Below are 18,673 nucleotides of genomic sequence, written 5' to 3' on the forward strand. Positions count from 1 at the left end.
GGCGTCGGCAGCCGCAACGGGCAGGTTCGCGCTCGTCGGCGCTGTGCGAACGGGACCGGTCGGTGTCGCGGGGGTCGCCCGCGGGTCGGGCTCGAACCAGGTTCCGATGGGGGCACCACTCAGTGCATCCGCGACGCGGGCGGCACTCGTGACCAGCACGCCGACGCCGGCCGCCGTGGCGAGACGTGCCGCCGAGACCTTGGTGGCCGCTCCCCCGGTGCCGACGCTATTGACGACGACGGATCCGAACTCGTACCCGCTCAGATCGTCGCCGAACGTCACACGCTCGATCGCTCGTGCGCCGGGCTGGCCGGGGGGCCGCGTGTAGAGGTTCTCGATGTCGCTGAGCAGCACAAGCGCATCGGCGCCGATCAGTTCGGCGACCAGCGCCGCAAGGCGGTCGTTGTCGCCGAATCGGATCTCGTGCGTCGCGACGGTGTCGTTCTCGTTGACGATCGGCAGGATGCGCAGGCCCAGGAGCCGCTCCATCGCCCGGCGTGCGTTCGAGCGGGGCGTGGCGTTCTCGAGGTCGCCGGCCGTGAGCAGCACCTGCCCGGCAAGCACTCCGAAGCGGTCGAGACTCGTCTGGTAGCGCCACATGAGAACGTTCTGCCCGACGGCGGCAGCGGCCTGCTGCGTCGCGAGATCCGTAGGTCGACCCTCGAGGCTCAGGAGCGGCAGCGCGGTCGCGATGGCACCCGACGACACGAGCACCACTTCGGTGCCTCGTGCGTGAACGTCGGCGAGGGCCGAAACGATGGCATCGATCGTTGCTGCCTGATCCCCGCTGATCGACGACGAGCCGACCTTGACGACGATGCGCTTTGCCGAGGCGATATCGGCGCGGTGCCGGGTACTCACGCGTCCCCCTCGACCTCGCCACGTTCCACGGCGGCGAGCCGCTGCACCTCGAACTCGGCGCGGGCGTCTGCCTTGGCATCCATCCGCTCGTGATAGCGCTCGCGGCGCTGCGACGTGGTGCGTCGCGTGTTCATGTCAAGGCGGGGGTCCATACCGCGGGGTGCGGTCATGAGTTCGGCCGCGGAGCTCAGCGTCGGCTGCCAGTCGAAGACGACGCCGTCGCCCTCGCCGATGACGACGGTCGAACCCGGCTCGGCGCCGGCACGGACAAGGCCGTCTTCGACTCCGAGCTTCGCGAGACGATCGGCCAGGTAGCCCACGGCCTCTTCGTTCTGGAAGTCGGTCTGCTGCACCCAGCGCACGGGCTTGTCGCCCAGCACGCGATAGATGTTGCCGTACGTGCCGCCCTCGACGCGGATCGTGTAGTCCTTCTCTTTTTCGCCCCGCGGACGCAGAACGATGCGTTCGGGTGCGGGCTTCGCGGCCAGCTCGGCGCGGTGCTGGGCAACGACCTCACCCAAAGCGAAGGTCAGCTCACGCAGGCCCTCGCGGGCGACGGTGGAGATCTCGAACACGCGATAACCGCGCGACTCGAGCTCGGGCCGCACGAAGTCGGCGAGCTCGCGCCCCTCGGGCACATCGATCTTGTTCAGGGCGATGAGCTGCGGGCGCTCGAGCAGTGGCAGCTGATCTTCGGGCACGGGGTACGCACCCAGCTCGGCAAGGATCACGTCGAGGTCGGTGAGCGGGTCGCGACCGGGCTCGAGGGTCGCGCAGTCGAGCACGTGCACGAGTGCGGTGCAGCGCTCGACGTGACGGAGGAATTCGAGACCGAGACCGCGGCCTTCACTGGCGCCTTCGATCAGACCGGGCACGTCGGCGACGGTGAAGCGCACCTCGCCGGCCTGGACAACACCCAGGTTCGGATGCAGCGTCGTGAAGGGGTAGTCGGCGATCTTGGGGCGCGCGGCCGAGATCGCGGCGATCAGGCTGGACTTGCCGGCCGACGGGAAGCCGACGAGCGCCACATCGGCGACGACCTTCAGTTCGAGGAGGACATCGCCCTCCCACCCGGGCGTGCCGAGCAGCGCGAAACCGGGAGCCTTGCGCTTGGGCGAAGAGAGGGCCGCGTTTCCGAGCCCTCCGATTCCTCCGGGCGCCACGACGAACCGCGTTCCCGGCTCGACCATGTCGATGAGAAGCTCGCCCGAGGCATCCTTGACGACCGTTCCGACGGGAACGGGCAGCTCGACATCTTCGCCCGCGGCACCCTGGCGGAGATCTCCGGCACCGAAGGCACCGTTGTTCGATGTGCGGTGCGGCGAGTGGTGGTACGACAGCAGCGTCGTGACCTGGGGGTCTGCAACGAGGACGATGTCGCCGCCGTTGCCGCCGCTCGCGCCATCCGGTCCCGCCAACGGCTTGAACTTTTCGCGACGAACCGAGACGCAGCCGTTGCCGCCCTTGCCCGCGCGCAGGTGGAGCGTCACCCGGTCGACGAATGAGACCATCGTGCACTCCTTTCGAAAATGGTCAGGGGGCGAGCCGAAGCCCGCCCCCTGACCGAAAAATGAATCGCGACGCTCGCGCTGTTACTCCGCGCCGACGACGATGTTGACGACCTTGCGGCCGCCCTTCTTGCCGAACTCGACCGAACCGGCCTGCAGCGCGAACAGCGTGTCGTCGCCACCGCGACCCACGCCGGCGCCCGGGTGGAAGTGGGTGCCACGCTGGCGGACGATGATCTCGCCGGCGCTGACGACCTGGCCACCGAAGCGCTTGACGCCCAACCGCTGGGAGTTGGAGTCGCGACCGTTACGGGTGGAGCTTGCGCCCTTTTTGTGTGCCATCTCGAATCTCCCGCGCTTACTTGATGCCGGTTACCTTGACGCGCGTGAGGTCCTGACGGTGCCCCTGGCGCTTCTTGTAACCGGTCTTGTTCTTGAACTTCTGGATGATGATCTTGGGGCCGCGCAGCTCGCCGAGAACCTCGGCGGTGACGGTCACCTGAGCCAGCTTGTCGGCGTCGGTGGTGACGTTGTCTCCGTCGACCAGGAGCACCGCGGGCAGCTCGATCTTGTCGCCGAGCTTGGCCTTCTGACGATCGAGGACGACGATCGTGCCGACCTCGACCTTCTCCTGGCGGCCACCGGCGCGCACTACTGCGTAAACCACTTCACACCTGTTTCTCTGGGGAACCTTGTGGTTCCTAATCTCACGGAAGACTCTGCTCCACGGGGCGCGGCATCCCGTGAGATTCCGAACTACCCGTGGTGCGGTGCGGAAGCTTCGCTCTCGTCGCGCCGCACGCAGAGCGGCAGCACGTGACGCACCAAGGGTCGAGTCTACCCGACGGAACCGGATGCGGCAAAAGCATCCGCCCCGCGCGTCGGGCATAGGATCTGCGGATGTCCATCCTGATCGACACGGCACGGTGGCCGGCCCACGGAAGACTCTGGGCGCACCTCATCAGCGACGCCAATCTCGACGAGCTGCATGCCTTTGCCTCGGCACAGAATATCCCCCGCCGCGGCTTCGATCTCGACCATTACGACGTTCCCGAAGACGCCGTCGATCGGCTCATCGCGGCCGGTGCGCGTCATGTCACGGCGCGGGAGCTCGTCCACGCACTCCGAGACTCCGGACTCCGGATCACGGCCCGCGAACGACGGTACGGACGCTCCCCCGGTCATTGAGCGAGCGAAGCGAGACGAAATGACACACGGGGTGCGTTTCGTCTCGCTGACGCTCGCTCAACGAACGATGTCGGTCATTGAGCGAGCGGAGCGAGACGAAATGACCTACTCGTCGGCGCTCGGCATGGTGACGGGCGTACCCGTCACGATCCCGGTCGACACGCGACGACGCTGACGTCCCTGACCAGGCGCCTTCGGCTCGGGTAGAGCCTGCAGCACGGAGTCGAGCAGCTGGTCTTTCTCGGACTTCGGCGCGACCGACCGCTGTTCGGAACGCTGGTCACCCCGCTCGCCCCCGCGCTCAGCGCGGTCGCCGCGCTGTTCCGGACGCTTGCGACGCTTCTTCCGTTCGCCATCCCCGGCCGGAGCGACAGGACCCTCGGGCAGGACGATCTCGAGCGACTCGAGAGTCTCGATGGTCTCGCGCACTTCCTCGACCGTCGCGACGGCGGTCGCCGGCGCATCCGTCGACTCGGCTTCGGGTGCAGCACCGAGGGTCGACGCAGCGATCTGGGCAAGAGCCGACTTGACGCCCTCGGTGATGACGTGGGTTCCACCGTTGCCGCCGTTGCCGTTGCCACCGCTGTTCGATCCGTTGTTGCCGCCACGCGGGCGACGGTTGGAGCCGCCGTTGTCCCGAGACGGGGCAGACGACGATGAGCGGTGCTTGACCACGGGGTCGTGGTGCACGATCACGCCGCGACCCGCGCAGACCTCGCAGTTCTCGCTGAACGTCTCGAGCAGGCCGAGTCCGAGCTTCTTGCGCGTCATCTGCACGAGGCCAAGCGAGGTGACCTCGGCGACCTGGTGCTTGGTGCGGTCGCGGCTCAGGCACTCCACGAGCCGACGCAGCACGAGGTCGCGGTTCGACTCCAGCACCATGTCGATGAAGTCGACGACGATGATCCCGCCGATGTCGCGCAGCCGCAGCTGCCGGACGATCTCTTCGGCCGCCTCGAGGTTGTTCTTCGTGACGGTCTCTTCGAGGTTTCCACCCGACCCGACGAACTTGCCGGTGTTGACGTCGACGACGGTCATCGCCTCGGTGCGGTCGATCACGAGCGAGCCACCCGAGGGCAGCCAGACCTTGCGGTCGAGGGCCTTCTCGATCTGCTCGGTCACGCGGAACTCGTCGAACGGGTCGCGGTCACCCTCATAGGGCTGAACACGCTCGAGCAGGTCGGGCGCGACGGACTCGAGGTACGCCTCGATCGTCCGCTGCGCCTCTTCGCCCTGGATGAGCATCTTCGTGAAGTCTTCGTTGAAGACATCCCGCACGATCTTGACCAGCAGGTCCGGCTCGGAATGCAGCAGAGCGGGGGCTTGCACGGTCTCGAGCTGCGAAGAGATGTGCTCCCACTGGCTCGTGAGTCGCTGCACGTCGCGCGTCAGCTGGTCTTCCGTTGCGCCCTCGGCCGCCGTGCGGACGATGACACCGGATGACTCGGGCAGAACTTCCTTGAGGATGCGCTTCAGGCGCGCCCGCTCGGTGTCGGGGAGCTTGCGCGAGATGCCGTTCATCGAGCCTGCGGGGACGTACACGAGGTAGCGGCCCGGAAGCGAGATCTGGCTGGTCAGGCGGGCGCCCTTGTGACCGACCGGATCCTTCGTGACCTGCACGAGAACGCGGTCGCCGGACTTGAGCGCGAGCTCGATGCGACGCGGCTGGTTGCCGGTCTCGACGGCATCCCAGTCGACCTCGCCGGAGTACAGCACGGCGTTGCGTCCGCGCCCGATGTCGACGAACGCCGCCTCCATGCTGGGCAGAACGTTCTGCACACGACCGAGGTACACGTTGCCGATGAGCGAGGCGTCCTGGTTACGGGCGACGTAGTGCTCGACGAGGACGTTGTCCTCGAGCACGGCGATCTGGATGCGCCCGTTCTTGGAGCGAACGATCATGTCGCGGTCGACCGCTTCACGACGGGCGAGGAATTCGGCCTCGGTGACCACGGCGCGGCGGCGGCCCGCCTCGCGACCGTCACGACGCCGCTGCTTCTTGGCCTCGAGTCGCGTCGAACCCTTGATGCGCTGGGGCTCGGTAATGACCTCGACGGCACGGGGCTGACGCACCCGCACGACCGTGGAAGCATCCTGCGGCTCGTTGGTCTCTTCTCCGGCTCGACGGCGGTTGCGTCGGCGCGACGTGCCCTGCGACTCGCGGGGGTTGCGCTCTTCCGGCTCGTCCCGCTCGGAACGATCGTCGCGATCGGACGCGGCCGCGGGAAGCGGCACGATCTCGGGCGCATAGAACATGAGCTGAGTTGAGACCTGCGAGACGAAGACCTCGGGCAGCAGCCCCAGCGCCACGGCGGTGGGGATCTTCGGCTCGGGGTCCGGCTCGGGCTCGGCCTGCGGCTCGGATGCTTCCGGGGCGGGAGCCTCGGGCTCAGCAGTGGGAGCCTCGGGCTCAGCCGCTCCAGCCGCCGGGCCAGCGGGCTCAGCCGCGGGAGCTTCGGGCTCAGCCGCGGGAGCTTCGGACTCAGTCGCGGGAGCCTCGGGCTCGGCGGGTGACTCCTCGGGCTGCGAGGCAGCGTCTTCGGCCGCGGGCGTTGCTTCGTCGAACGACGGAGCACCCTCGGGTTCAGCCGGTGCACCCTCGTCGACAGACGGGGCACCCTCGTTTAGCGGCGCGTCCTCCACGTGCGTCACCGGCGGTTCAGCCGGTGGCACTTCCTGAAGGTCGTTGCGGTCATTGTCATTGTTGTCATCAGCCATCGCTGGCGCACTCCCTGGCGGGCGACATCCGCGCGTCACCCGGCGAACTCTCGTGCAACACCGCACCGGCGGTGCCGCGAACTCACTCGGTCTGCAGCAGGCCCGCGGCTCGTGCTGCGAAGGGCGATCATCGCCCGAAGTCTTCGTCGATGCCCGTCCGGCGCGGCCGGCGAGGCATCTAGATCTCATTATCGCATCATCCGAGGGGTAATGTCGGCCCCGCGCCGTGCACGATGCCCCCGTGTCACCATTCCCGCGCCGTTATCTCCGGCTGCGCCCATGCCGATCCCGCAGATTCCGGTGTCATAATCCGAGGCATGGCAACGCCCTCCCAGACGCACACCCGACCCGTCGCCCTTGCGGTCTGGCTCATCATTGCGGGCGCGATCGGCTGGTGGGCTGCGTTCCAACTCACGCTCGAACGCATCCATCTGCTCGCCGACCCGAACGCGTCACTGTCGTGCGACTTCAGCGTCTTGGTCCAATGCCGCGCCAACCTCGAGTCGTGGCAGGGGATGGTATTCGGATTCCCGAACCCCCTGATCGGCCTCGGTGCGTGGGTCGCCCCGATCGTCGTCGGCGTCGCCATCCTCGCCCGCGCGCGCTTCGCGCGTTGGTTCTGGTGGTTGTTCGAGGTCGGAATGATCTTCGCGATGGGCTTCGTCATCTGGCTGATCGGCCAGAGCATCTACATCCTGGGCACGCTCTGCCCGTGGTGCATGGTGACGTGGGTCGTGACGATCCCGACGTTCTTCGCCGTGACGCTGCACATCTTCCGGTCAGGGATCGTGCCCGTGCCGTCCGGGATCCGCAAAGCTGCCGACACGCTCATGGGCTGGGTGCCACTGATGGCGGTCGTCAGCTACGCGATCGTTGCGATCCTGGCGCAGCTGCGCCTCGACGTGCTGAACAACCTGTTCTGAGCGCGGCATCCGCGTTTCGACTCGCTGGCGCTCAACGCCCGAACCCAGCCATCCGCGTTTCGTCTCGCTGGCGCTCGCTCAACGAGCGACAGGACGCAACATGCCGTACTCACTCGCGTGGGCACGGCATGTTGCGTCCTGTCGGCGCGGTTGAGACCTGCGAGGTCAGGTCAGGCGAACCAGATGCCGAGCTCGCGCGCGGCCGACTCGGGGCTGTCCGACCCGTGCACGAGGTTCTGCTGCACGGCCAGGCCCCAGTCACGACCGAAGTCACCGCGGATGGTTCCGGGTGCGGCGCCCGTCGGGTCGGTCGTGCCGGCAAGCGAGCGGAAGCCCTCGATGACGCGGTTGCCCGCGAGGCGGATCGCGACCGAAGGCCCCGACATCATGAATTCGACCAGGGGCTCGTAGAAGTGCTTGCCGGCGTGCTCGGCATAGTGCTGCTCGAGCAGGTCGCGGTCGGGCTCGACGAGCTTGATGTCGACGAGCGCATAGCCCTTGCGTTCGATGCGGGCCAGGATGTCTCCGGTCAGGCCTCGTGCGACTCCGTCGGGCTTGACGAGAACGAGCGTCTCTTCCGTGGTCATTGTGCTTCTCCTTCCGGCGCCGCAGCGCGCGTTCGTGCTTCGATTCTCGGTCCTTGAATGGTCGCGTACGCCCACATGCCGCCGAAGATGAGGGCGATCAGCAGCATGGCGGGCACGAGGAACGCCGACAGGGCGACGATGGCCTGCAGCACCCACCCTGTGGCGATACCGGCCGGTTTGTGGACGAATCCGGCGGTCGCGACCATCACGACCGCAACCACAGTGCCCGCGACGATTCCGACCCAGTCGGGAATGCCCGCCGGGAGCACCTTCAGCCCGAAAATCACGAGGCCGCCGAGAAAGACGATGATCGCCTCGAACCCGAGGACGACCGACGCGAGCTGAGCGGTCAGACTGCGCTTCTGCCGCGGGCGACGCTGCCGCGGTTGTCGCGCGGCACTCACGACGCTCCCCCGCTCTTCCACCCCTCGCTGGCCGCGAGCGACACGGCCTCACCGGCGAGCACGACCGATCCGGCGACGATCACGGCGCGACGAGCGGATTCTCCTGCCCAAGCCCGCGCAGACTCCGCGGCGTCGTCGAGGTTCGGGTGCACGCTCGCGTGCAGCCCCGCCGCCTCGACGATGTCGGCGAGTGCGTCGGGGCTGTCGGCCCGGTCGGAATCGGGTGCCGTCACGAAAACCTCCGTCGCGATGGGCGCGAGGGCCGCGACGATGCCCGCGGCATCCTTGTCCCCGAGAACTCCGAGGACGACGCCCCACTCGTCGAAGTCGAACGAGGCGCGCAGGGCTTCGGCCAGGGCACGCGCGCCGTGCGGGTTGTGCGCCGCGTCAACGAGCACGGTGGGGTTGGTGCCCACGAGCTGCAGGCGGCCGGGCGACGTGACCGCCCCGAGGCCATCGGCCAGGATGTCCCCCGCGATCGCCTGCGTCGCGCCACCGATGAGCGACTCGACGGCCGCGATCGCCAGGGCCGCGTTGGCGCCCTGATGAGCGCCATACAGAGGCAGGTACTCGTCGTCGTACGTGCCGACGAGTCCGCGTACCGAGATCAGTTGGCCGCCGACGGCCAGGCGATCCGACGTGAGGGCGAAGTCCTCGCCCTCGAACGCGATGGTCGCGCCGCGAGCGGCCGCAGCGGCACGCAGCACGGCGACGGCTTCGGCGGGCTGCCGGGCCGAGACGACCGCCGCGCCATCCTTGATGATTCCGGCCTTGACCTCGGCAATCTTCGCGATCGTGTCGCCCAGTCGATCGGCGTGGTCGAGGTCGATCGGTGCGAAAACCGCGACATCCCCGTCCGCGGTGTTCGTGGAGTCCCACGACCCGCCCATTCCGACCTCGAGCACCAGTACGTCGATCGGTGCGTCGGCGAATGCGACGAAGGCCAGCGCCGTCAGCAGCTCGAAGAATGTCAGGGGCTCTTCGCCCGCCTCGACGAGCTCGGCATCGACCAGGGCGACGAACGGAGTCATCTCGTCCCACGCGTCGGCGACGGCCGCGTCGAGCACCGGGAATCCGTCGATCATGATCCGCTCGGTGAACCGCTCGAGGTGCGGGCTCGTGAACAGTCCCGTGCGCAAGCCGTGCGCGCGCAGCAGGCTCTCGATGATTCGGCTCGTGCTCGTCTTGCCGTTCGTGCCGGTGACATGCACGACGCGATAGGTGCGCTGCGGGTCGCCCAGGTAATCGAGCAGGCGCGCGGTGCGCTCCTTGCGAGGCTGCACCCACCGCTCCCCCGCACGCGCGAGCAGCGCCGAGTAAACCGCATCCGCTCGCGCGCTGTCCTCGGGCGTGTTTTCTTGGGTCTGGATCTCGCTCATGCGCGTCCCTCCGCTCGGGTCACGGCAACGGTGAATGCTCCGACGTTCGCGAAGGCGCCGGCGTCGAAGGATGCCTTGTGCTCAGCCTTGGCCTTGTCTCCCGCGAAGCTGCGTGACGAGCCGCGGAGGGTGTCGCCCTTTGTGCCGAGAAGATACTCGACCGCGAGGGTCTCGCCCGCGACATCGGCGGTCTCGAAACCATCCGACACGGCCCGCGCGTCCGCCTCGTCGTCGAAGGTGACGACGAGATGGATGCGGTCGCTCACGTCGAACCCCGCGGCCTTGCGAGTGTCTTGCACGGCACGGATCACGTCGCGCGCGAGCCCCTCGGCCTCGAGCTCGGGTGTCGTCGTGGTGTCGAGCAACACGAACCCACCGCCGGGCAGCAGCGCGAGCGCCTCACCCTCGGGGCGACCCGTGGTCTCGAGCGCCAGCTCGTACTCGCCGGGCTCGAGGGCGATGCCCCCCGCGACCACCGCGCCATCAGACTCCGACCAGTCACCCGAACGCGCGGCCTGGATGGCTCGCTGGACATCCTTTCCGATGCGGGGGCCCGCCGCACGGGCGTTGACGGTCAGCCGGTGCGTGATGCCGTAGTTCGCCGCCGTGTCGGCCTCGAGCTCGATCAGCTCGACGCTCTTGACGTTCAGCTCGTCGCGCAGGATCTCGTCGAATTGGGCCAGCGCCGAAGCATCCGTCACCACGACCGACAACCGCGCGAGCGGCAGACGAACGCGCTTACCCTCGCGCTTGCGCAGGGCGTTCGCGACGCTCGAGACCTCTCGGACCGCGTCCATCGCGGATCGGATGTCGGGCGCCGCGGGGAACGCGGCCGCGTCGGGCCAGTCCTCGAGGTGGACGCTGCGCCCACCCGTCAATCCCTGCCACACCCGCTCGCTGACGAGCGGGATGAGCGGCGCCGCGACGCGCGTGAGCGTCTCGAGCACGGTGTAGAGCGTGTCGAACGCCTCGGTCGTGGTCGGGTCGGACGGGTCGACGCCCACCCAGAAGCGGTCGCGCGAGCGCCGGATGTACCAGTTGGTCAGCACCATTGCGAAGTCGCGCAAGCGCGCGGCCGCTGTCGTCGAGTCGAGACCCTCCAGGTCCGTCGCGACGTCGCGGACCAGCTCGCCGAGCAGCGCCAGGATGTATCGGTCCAGGACGTCGGTCGAGTCGGTGCGCCACGAGGCCGTGTAGCCCCCGGCATCCGTTTCGCCGTCCGTTCCCGAACCACCCGCGAACGCGGCATTCGCATACGTCGAGAAGAAGTACCACGAGCTCCACAGCGGCAGGAGGAACTCCCGCACGCCCGAGCGGATGCCCTCCTCGGTCACCACCAGGTTGCCGCCGCGCAGCACCGAGCTCGACATCAGGAACCAGCGCATGGCGTCGGATCCGTCGCGGTCGAGCACTTCCGAGACATCCGGATAGTTGCGCAGCGACTTCGACATCTTTTGCCCGTCGCTACCGAGCACGATGCCGTGCGCCGAGACGGCCTTGAAGGCCGGGCGATCGAACAGAGCGCCCGAGAGCACGTGCATGACGTAGAACCAGCCGCGCGTCTGCCCGATGTACTCGACGATGAAGTCGGCCGGGGCGTGCGAGTCGAACCAGTCGCGGTTCTCGAACGGGTAGTGCACCTGGGCGAACGGCATCGAGCCCGAGTCGAACCACACGTCGAGGACGTCCTCGATACGGCGCATCGTCGACTGCCCGGTCGGGTCGTCGGGGTTCGGGCGCGTCAGCTCGTCGATGTAGGGGCGGTGCAAGTCGACCTCGCCCGCCTCGTTCCGCGGCAGACGACCGAAGTCGCGCTCGATGTCTTCGAGCGAGCCGTACGCGTCGACGCGCGGGTGCTCGGGGTCGTCGCTCTTCCAGATCGGGATCGGCGAACCCCAGTACCGGTTGCGGCTGATCGACCAGTCGCGCGCACCCTCGACCCACTTGCCGAACTGTCCGTGCTTGACGTTGTCGGGCACCCACGTGATGTCTTCGTTCAGCTCGACAAGGCGATCGCGGAAGTCCGTGACCCGCACGAACCAGCTCGAGACGGCCTTGTAGATCAGGGGGTTCCGGCAGCGCCAGCAGTGCGGGTACGAGTGCTCGTAGCTCGCCTCGCGGACGAGGCGCCCGGCCTGGCGCAGCAGGCGGATGAGCGGCGTGTTCGCGTCCATCCACAGGTCGCCCGCGACATCCGTCACGGCGGGCAGGAACCGTCCGCCGTCGTCGAGACTCAGGATCGTTGGGATGCCGGCGGCCTCGCTGACCCGCTGGTCGTCCTCACCGTAGGCCGGGGCCTGGTGGACGATGCCGGTTCCGTCGGTCGTCGTGACGTAGTCGTCGACGAGGATGCGCCAGGCGTTCTGCGTACCCCAGATCTCGGCGTCGGCGTAGTAGTCGAACAGCCGGTCGTAAGACACATCCTCGAGCTCGGCGCCCGTGATCACGCGCTCCACGGCCTCGGCAGCGGCGGCAGCGTTCTCGTAGCCGAGGTCCTTCGCGTAGTTACCGAGCAGGTCGGCCGCCAGCAGGTAGCGGTGCGCTGCTGCCTCGATCGGGTCGTCCGCCGCGCCATCCGGCGTGCGGTGTACATCGGCCGCACCCGCAGGGCCCGCGGGCAGGACGACGTACCGGATGTCGGGGCCCACGGCGAGCGCCATGTTGGTCGGCAGCGTCCACGGCGTCGTCGTCCACGCGAGCGCGCGCACGCCGGTCAGACCGAGCGCCTCGGCCTTCAGCCCGACGAGCGGGAACGTGACGGTGACGGACGGGTCTTGACGCATCCGGTAAACGTCGTCGTCCATGCGCAGCTCGTGCGTCGAGAGCGGCGTCTCGTCGCGCCAGCAATACGGCAGCACGCGGTAGCCCTCGTAGGCCAAACCCTTGTCGTAGAGGGTCTTGAAGGCCCACAGCACGCTCTCCATGTAGGAGGTGTCGAGGGTCTTGTAGCCGTTGTCGAAGTCGACCCAACGTGCCTGGCGGGTGACGTAGTCCTGCCACTCATGGGTGTACGCCAGCACCGACTCACGCGCCTTGGCGTTGAAGGTGTCGATGCCCATGGCCTCGATCTGCGCCTTCTCGGTGATGCCGAGCTGCTTCATCGCCTCGAGCTCGGCGGGCAGACCGTGCGTGTCCCAGCCGAAGACGCGGTCAACCTTCTTGCCGCGCATGGTCTGGAAGCGCGGGAACAGGTCCTTCGCGTAGCCGGTCAGAAGGTGGCCATAGTGCGGCAGGCCGTTGGCGAACGGCGGGCCGTCATAGAACACCCACTCCTCGGAGCCGTCGCGCTGGGCGATGCTCGCACGGAACGTGTCGTCGTCGCGCCAGAAGTCGAGGACATCGCGCTCGATCTCGGGAAAGCGGGGGCTCGCGGGAACCGCATCGGCGGCGGGTCCGAACGCTGAGGGCTGGGGGTAGGTCATGGCTTCTCGCAGGTGCTGTCGTGTGCTTCCTGCCGGGACGACCCGCTGCAACCTCTCCCCTGCGGGAATGTGATCCAGTCGAGCCGCGGTACCACCCTGCTTGCCGCTATGCGCAGCCACTTTCACAGCGGCTGTGACGGGCCTGCCCCGCTCGGTTCTACTGAGGACCCCGTGTTGCAGCTGGGAGCCTGTTCTTCCGAGAGCTCCCCGGTGATGGCCGGATCGATGCTCGTGCGTCCAGTCTAACCGGCGTCGGCCCCGGGTGTTCCGGCGTAGGGGTGAACATCCGGGAGGAACCGTGGGACGGATGTGACCGGATGAGGCACCTGAGTCGGTCTCGGCGCCACACGAACCTCTCGGATGCACGGGTTGCGCGATATCCGACCCGGCTCTCGCGCTACTGTCGACGGATGGCCCGCCGCGAAGAGCACCCGTTCGCCCCGAGGGTCTCGGCCCCCGATCTGCCGAGCGAACTCACGGCCGGGCGCGGGTGGGATCGCGACGGCGAATACTTCCAGCAGCAGTTCACCGGCTTGGACGAGACGACGGATGCCTCGCACTCCGAGATCTCCGAGTGCCGCCTGACCGGCGCATCCCTCGACGCCCTCACCCTGACCGGTGCAAGCCTGGTCGACGTCGACATCGACCAACTGCGCGCGACGACCGTGTCCGCCCGCGGGGCGCGGCTCCGGCGCGTGCGCTTCACGGGCGGCCGGATCGGCACCCTTGACCTCGGTACGGCCGACATTGACGAGGTCGAGCTGCGGGGCATCCGCATCGACTACCTGACGCTCGGTGGCGCCCGCATCGAGGACCTGCTGATCGCCGACTGCGTCATCGGCAGCCTCGATCTGCCTCAGGCCACGGCAAAGCGCGTGCGTTTCGTCGACACCCGAGCGGACGAGGTCGACGCCCGCGGACTGCGCGCCGAGGATGTCGACCTGCGGGGACTCGAGATGCTGTCGCTGACCGATGCGGCCGCGCTCCGCGGCACGACGCTCAGTGCGACGCAGGTCGAGCGCCTCGCGCCGGCGCTCGCCGCGGCACTCGGAATCCAGGTCAGAGACTGAGGTGCTGCTCGAAACACCGCGCCTGACCCTGCGGGAACTCACCGACGAGGATGTACCCGCACTCCACCGGGCGCTCGGCGATCCTGTCGTGATGTCGGCGTACGAGCACGGCTTTGAACTCGACGAGACGCGCGCGTGGGTGCGACGCCAGCGCGAGCGCTACTCAACGGATGGGTTCGGTTTGTGGGGTGTCGTGCTGCGCGAGACGGGCGAGCTGATCGGCGACTGCGGCATCACGACGCAGCAGATCGAGGACGACTCGGTGATCGAGGTCGGCTACCACCTCGCCCGCGATCACTGGCATCAGGGCTATGCGGTGGAAGCCGCCCGGAACTGCGTCAACTGGGCGTTCGCAACGCTCGATGTCGACGCTGTGTACGCGAAGGTGCGGGACACCAACCTCCCGTCCATGAACGTTGCTATCCGCCTCGGGATGACGGTCCGCCGCCGCTTCATCACGCGCTACCGCGACATAGACATGCCGCACCTCGCGTTCGCTGTATCGCGGTCGACGTGGATGGCGGACGAGCCGCGCCTACAGGTCTAGGGCCACGGCCGCCAGGGCCGCGTTCTGGTTGCTTCACGCCAGGTGCAGTCGCTGGGCCACCGCCCGCATGATCAGATCCTGCACCTCGTGCCACCGCTCAATCACCTGCGTGTAGCCCACCCGGATCACGTGGTATCCGAGCAGCCGCAACGCCGCGTCATGAGCGATGTCCACCTCCCGCTGAGCCCCGACGTGGTGCCCGCCGTCTATCTGCAAGACGAGCCGGTCTCCGATCAGCAGGTCGACGCGGTGTCCCGCGATCCAGACCTGCCGCCGCAACGGCTGACGCAACCACAGCAGGCGCGGGACGACAAATGTCTCGAGCCCCGAATCCGACCAGGGGCTCGCCAGCTCCAGCATTTCGCGAGCGGCGGCGGGTAGAGGCATCCGTCTGAGTGCTTCGGGTTCGACCAATTGCAGACGCAGCGCCGATTCCCAGACCGCGAGTGCGGCTTCGCGCGGCTGACACAGAGAGACGATCACGAGCACGTTCTCGATCGGGTCTTCGAGCGCATCCGGATGCCTCGGCACCACAGGCTTGTGCCAGTGCACGGTGGCACCCGGGATGTCGATCCGCCCGGCATGCTGAGGCGCGGCGACATGAGGCTGCTTCTCCTCCAGAACCCACAACCCGAGTCTTCGGGCAGCGGTCACGCAGGTGAGAACGACTCCCCGACGCGCCGCGGCAACCAGCATCGGATCCGCCCCGGGGGACGCGACCCAGCCCCGGCGCACCCGCTCGATGTGCCCTAACCCCAGCGCGCGACGCAGGACATGATCGCTGACGCCGAGCTCACGCAGCGCGCGCACCCGCATCACGCCTCCACTCGCTCGAACCTGGTCCGCCACACCCACCCGCTGAGTCTGGAGCCGCCGCAGGACCCCACAGGGAGGTCGCGGCGCTTTCGAGCAGGATGCCCCCGCGCCCTCGCGCTGTGGAGGAGACATTGCTCGTACCACCGGTCTCCGTTTCGGAGGAGATCTCGCGTTCGGAGGATGGAATCAGCGGAAAGCATCCTCCGCAACCGGGATCTCCTCCGATACGGGGCGGGCGCGGCAGGGCAGCGCGGGATCGAGGCTGATCAGGGACCGACCGGATGCCGGGGCCACGCCCCGCGCGATAAACTCGACCGACCCACACTCAGGCACGCACACACCGTGCCGCACATATCGAGGAGACACCCATGGCCGAAGTACCCGACAAGCCGGCGCTCGAGGGCCTCGAGAACAAGTGGGACGCGAAGTGGGGTGACGCCGGCACCTACCTCTTCGATCGTGCAGCGGCCGGGGCATCCGGTCGCGCAGGCGTCTACAGCGTCGACACTCCCCCGCCGACCGCGAGCGGAAGCCTGCACATCGGGCACGTCTTCAGCTACACGCACACCGACGTCAAGGTGCGGTTCGAGCGGATGCGCGGCAAAACCGTGTTCTACCCCATGGGTTGGGACGACAACGGCCTGCCGACCGAGCGCCGCGTGCAGAACTACTACGGTGTGCGCTGCGACCCCACGCTCCCCTACGACGCCGAATTCACGCCCCCGTTCGAGGGTGGAGACAACAAGTCGAGCAAGGCAGCAGATCAGATCCCGGTCAGCCGCCGCAACTTCATCGAGCTGTGCGAGCGCCTCACCGTCGAGGACGAGAAGACGTTCGAAGACCTGTGGCGGAGCCTCGGGCTGAGCGTCGACTGGACCCAGACCTACCGCACGATCTCGGACGACACGATTCGCACGAGCCAACTCGCGTTCCTGAAGAACCTCGAGCGCGGCGAGGCGTACCGCGCCCTTGCGCCGACCCTGTGGGACGTCGACTTCCGCTCGGCGATCGCGCAGGCCGAGCTCGAAGACCGCGACCAGCCGGCCGCGTACCACCGCCTCGCGTTCCACAAAACAGACCGCACGGGCGACGTCTTCATCGAGACCACGCGCCCCGAGCTGCTCGCCGCCTGCGTCGCGCTCGTCGCGCACCCAGAGGACGAGCGCTACAAGCCGCTCTTCGGCACGACGGTGACGAGCCCCCTGTTCGGTGTCGAGGTTCCGGTGCTCGCGCATCCGCTCGCCCAGCAAGACAAGGGCTCGGGAATTGCGATGATCTGTACGTTCGGCGACGTGACCGACATCATCTGGTGGCGCGAGCTCGACCTCCCTAACCGCACGATCATCGGTCGCGACGGGCGCATCATCGCCGAGGCCCCCGAAGCGCTCCAGACGGATGCCGCGAAGGCCGCCTATGCGGAACTCGCGGGCAAGACCGTATTCAGTGCCAAGAAGCGCATCGTCGAGCTGCTCGCCGAGTCGGGCGAGATGATCGGCGCCCCCAAGCCCTTCACGCACGCGGTCAAGTTCTTCGAAAAGGGCGACCGGCCCCTCGAGATCGTGTCGACCCGCCAGTGGTACCTGCGCAACGGCGCGCGCGACGCCGAACTGCGCGAAAAGCTCCTCAGCCTCGGCAAGGAGATCTCGTGGCACCCGGACTTCATGCGGGTGCGGTACGAGAACTGGGTCAACGGCCTCACGGGCGACTGGCTCGTGTCGCGTCAGCGCTTCTTCGGTGTGCCGATTCCCGTCTGGTACCCGCTGGACGAGCACGGCGAGCGGGACCACGACCGCGTGCTGACGCCGGATGCTTCGCAGCTGCCGGTCGATCCGTCCACTGATGTGCCGCCCGGATATACCGCCGACCAGCGCGACGTGCCGGGCGGCTTCACCCCCGAGCTCGACATCTTCGACACCTGGGCGACGTCGTCACTGACCCCACAGCTCGCGGGCGGGTGGGAGCGCGACCCGCAACTCTGGAACCTCGTCGCACCGTTCGACCTGCGCCCCCAGGGCCAAGACATCATCCGCACCTGGCTCTTTTCGACGCTCCTCCGCAGCGCGCTGCAGGACGGTCGCACCCCCTGGACGGATGCGGCGATCTCGGGCTTCATCGTCGACCCCGACCGCAAGAAGATGTCGAAGTCGAAGGGCAACGTCGTCACGCCCGCCGACATCCTCGAGCAGCACGGCTCGGACGCGGTCCGGTATTGGGCGGCCTCGAGCCGCCTCGGCACGGACGCCGCGTTCGACCCGCAGAACCCGACGCAGATCAAGATCGGGCGGCGCCTGGCCATCAAGGTGCTGAACGCGGCGAAGTTCGTGTTGTCGTTCCCCGTTCCGGAGGACGCCGAGGTCACGCACGCCCTGGATGCCTCGATGCTCGCCACCCTCGACGGCGTGGTCCGGGACGCGACGAAGGCGCTCGAGTCCTACGATCACGCCCGAGCGCTCGAGCTGACCGAGTCCTTCTTCTGGACGTTCTGCGACGACTATCTCGAGCTCGTCAAGGAGCGCGCATACGACCGCACCAACGACGGTCAGGCGTCCGCGGCGCTGGCGTTGCGCATCGCGCTCGAGACGTTGCTCGCGCTCCTCGCGCCGGTACTCGTGTTCGCGGCCGAGGAGGCCTGGTCGTGGTTCCACGACGAGTCCGTGCACACCAGCGCCTGGCCGACCGTGGTGGACCGCCCCGGGGACCCCGCGGTGTTGGTCGCCGCGAGCGAGGCGCTGACAGGCATCCGTCGAGCCAAGACCGAGGCGAAGGCCTCGCAGAAGACCCCCGTCGGGCACGCCACGATCGAGGGCACGGATGCGACGATCGCCGCGCTGCGTCTGGCTGAGGACGACCTGCGCGCCGTGGGCCGCATCACGAACATCGAATTCATCCCGGGCGAGGCCACTCGGGTCTCGGCTATCGAACTGACACCGGAGGTCTGACATGCAACTGGGAACCCGATGGACGGCGGGCGAGGAGCCGCCTGCGGCCGTCCCCGCGGCCCTCCGCCCGGCGATCGCTCAGGTCGAAGAGGCCACCGGCCCCGCTCAAGCCGGTAACCCGAAGTCGCGCTGGACGTTGACGTGGCTCGAGGGACGCCCGATCGCGGAGATGGATTCGGGCGTCATCGTTGAGCTGAACGCCGACGGTGAGGCCGTCGTGCGTCACGACCCGGACGACGAATTCAGCTGAGTCCGCCAACGACGGACTGACGTTCGTACAGGCTCGAGCGAACCGTTCACCGCCCCGGGAT

At 68.0% G+C, this 18,673-nt stretch carries 16 protein-coding genes; 6 read left to right on the forward strand and 10 right to left on the reverse strand.

Features of this window, described 5'->3' with window-relative positions; all coding sequences use genetic code 11:
• The 4 genes from proB to rplU form a co-directional block, all read right to left on the reverse strand.
• The coding region (gene proB, locus MIC448_RS01520; protein WP_144237956.1) for a glutamate 5-kinase at positions 1-861 on the reverse strand (861 nt) is incomplete at its 3' end.
• Positions 858-2,372: a GTPase ObgE gene (gene obgE / locus MIC448_RS01525; protein ID WP_036295017.1), complete on the reverse strand. Its 1,515-nt coding sequence runs from the start codon at positions 2,370-2,372 to the stop codon at positions 858-860. The genes obgE and proB, both read right to left, overlap by 4 nt.
• Before the next feature lie 81 nt (positions 2,373-2,453).
• Positions 2,454-2,711, reverse strand: coding sequence for a 50S ribosomal protein L27 (gene rpmA, locus MIC448_RS01530; protein WP_036295020.1), 258 nt, complete (start codon positions 2,709-2,711; stop codon positions 2,454-2,456).
• Between the two features lie 16 nt (positions 2,712-2,727).
• Entirely contained in the window at positions 2,728-3,036 is a 309-nt protein-coding gene (gene rplU / locus MIC448_RS01535; RefSeq protein ID WP_198517648.1) for a 50S ribosomal protein L21, read from the reverse strand.
• Between the two features lie 233 nt (positions 3,037-3,269).
• Here rplU and MIC448_RS01540 point away from each other — a divergent pair, with 233 nt between their 5' ends.
• On the forward strand, positions 3,270-3,557 hold the full coding sequence (locus MIC448_RS01540; protein ID WP_036295028.1) for a DUF4031 domain-containing protein: 288 nt from the start codon (positions 3,270-3,272) through the stop codon (positions 3,555-3,557).
• 105 nt (positions 3,558-3,662) lie between these two features.
• On the opposite strand, the gene MIC448_RS01545 is transcribed toward MIC448_RS01540, so the two are convergent.
• On the reverse strand, positions 3,663-6,275 hold the full coding sequence (locus tag MIC448_RS01545) for an Rne/Rng family ribonuclease (RefSeq protein ID WP_036295031.1): 2,613 nt from the start codon (positions 6,273-6,275) through the stop codon (positions 3,663-3,665).
• A gap of 317 nt (positions 6,276-6,592) precedes the next feature.
• Here MIC448_RS01545 and MIC448_RS01550 point away from each other — a divergent pair, with 317 nt between their 5' ends.
• Positions 6,593-7,198, forward strand: coding sequence for a vitamin K epoxide reductase family protein (locus MIC448_RS01550; protein ID WP_036295034.1), 606 nt, complete (start codon positions 6,593-6,595; stop codon positions 7,196-7,198).
• 170 nt (positions 7,199-7,368) lie between these two features.
• Here the strand turns inward: MIC448_RS01550 and ndk are convergent, their stop codons facing one another.
• The 4 genes from ndk to ileS are packed head-to-tail and all read right to left on the reverse strand — an operon-like array spanning position 7,369 to position 12,990.
• Positions 7,369-7,785, reverse strand: coding sequence for a nucleoside-diphosphate kinase (gene ndk / locus MIC448_RS01555; RefSeq protein ID WP_036295037.1), 417 nt, complete (start codon positions 7,783-7,785; stop codon positions 7,369-7,371).
• Positions 7,782-8,189 carry a DUF4233 domain-containing protein gene (locus tag MIC448_RS01560; RefSeq protein WP_036295040.1) on the reverse strand — a complete coding sequence of 136 codons (408 nt, stop codon included), beginning with the start codon at positions 8,187-8,189 and terminating at the stop codon, positions 7,782-7,784. The genes ndk and MIC448_RS01560 overlap by 4 nt, the downstream gene beginning before the upstream one ends.
• On the reverse strand, positions 8,186-9,568 hold the full coding sequence (locus tag MIC448_RS01565; RefSeq protein ID WP_051512898.1) for a folylpolyglutamate synthase/dihydrofolate synthase family protein: 1,383 nt from the start codon (positions 9,566-9,568) through the stop codon (positions 8,186-8,188). Before MIC448_RS01565 ends, MIC448_RS01560 begins: the two co-directional genes overlap by 4 nt.
• A complete protein-coding gene (gene ileS, locus MIC448_RS01570) occupies positions 9,565-12,990 on the reverse strand; it encodes an isoleucine--tRNA ligase (protein ID WP_036295044.1) in 3,426 nt (1,141 codons plus the stop codon). Before ileS ends, MIC448_RS01565 begins: the two co-directional genes overlap by 4 nt.
• A gap of 410 nt (positions 12,991-13,400) precedes the next feature.
• On the opposite strand from ileS, the gene MIC448_RS01575 reads away from it, so the two are divergent.
• Entirely contained in the window at positions 13,401-14,060 is a 660-nt protein-coding gene (locus MIC448_RS01575; RefSeq protein ID WP_036295048.1) for a pentapeptide repeat-containing protein, read from the forward strand.
• A 1-nt stretch (position 14,061) separates the two neighbouring features.
• Positions 14,062-14,607: a GNAT family N-acetyltransferase gene (locus MIC448_RS01580; protein WP_036295051.1), complete on the forward strand. Its 546-nt coding sequence runs from the start codon at positions 14,062-14,064 to the stop codon at positions 14,605-14,607.
• A 33-nt stretch (positions 14,608-14,640) separates the two neighbouring features.
• Here the strand turns inward: MIC448_RS01580 and MIC448_RS01585 are convergent, their stop codons facing one another.
• Positions 14,641-15,462, reverse strand: a complete 822-nt coding sequence (locus MIC448_RS01585; RefSeq protein ID WP_036295054.1) for a DUF559 domain-containing protein — start codon at positions 15,460-15,462, stop codon at positions 14,641-14,643.
• Positions 15,463-15,791: 329 nt separating this feature from the next.
• Here MIC448_RS01585 and valS point away from each other — a divergent pair, with 329 nt between their 5' ends.
• Positions 15,792-18,362: a valine--tRNA ligase gene (gene valS / locus MIC448_RS01590; RefSeq protein WP_036295057.1), complete on the forward strand. Its 2,571-nt coding sequence runs from the start codon at positions 15,792-15,794 to the stop codon at positions 18,360-18,362.
• 1 nt (position 18,363) lies between these two features.
• On the forward strand, positions 18,364-18,612 hold the full coding sequence (locus tag MIC448_RS01595; protein WP_036295060.1) for a hypothetical protein: 249 nt from the start codon (positions 18,364-18,366) through the stop codon (positions 18,610-18,612).
• Positions 18,613-18,673 lie beyond the last annotated feature (61 nt).

The organism is Microbacterium sp. C448 (assembly GCF_000582705.2).
In the GTDB taxonomy this organism is placed as follows: Bacteria; Actinomycetota; Actinomycetes; order Actinomycetales; family Microbacteriaceae; genus Microbacterium; species Microbacterium lacus_A.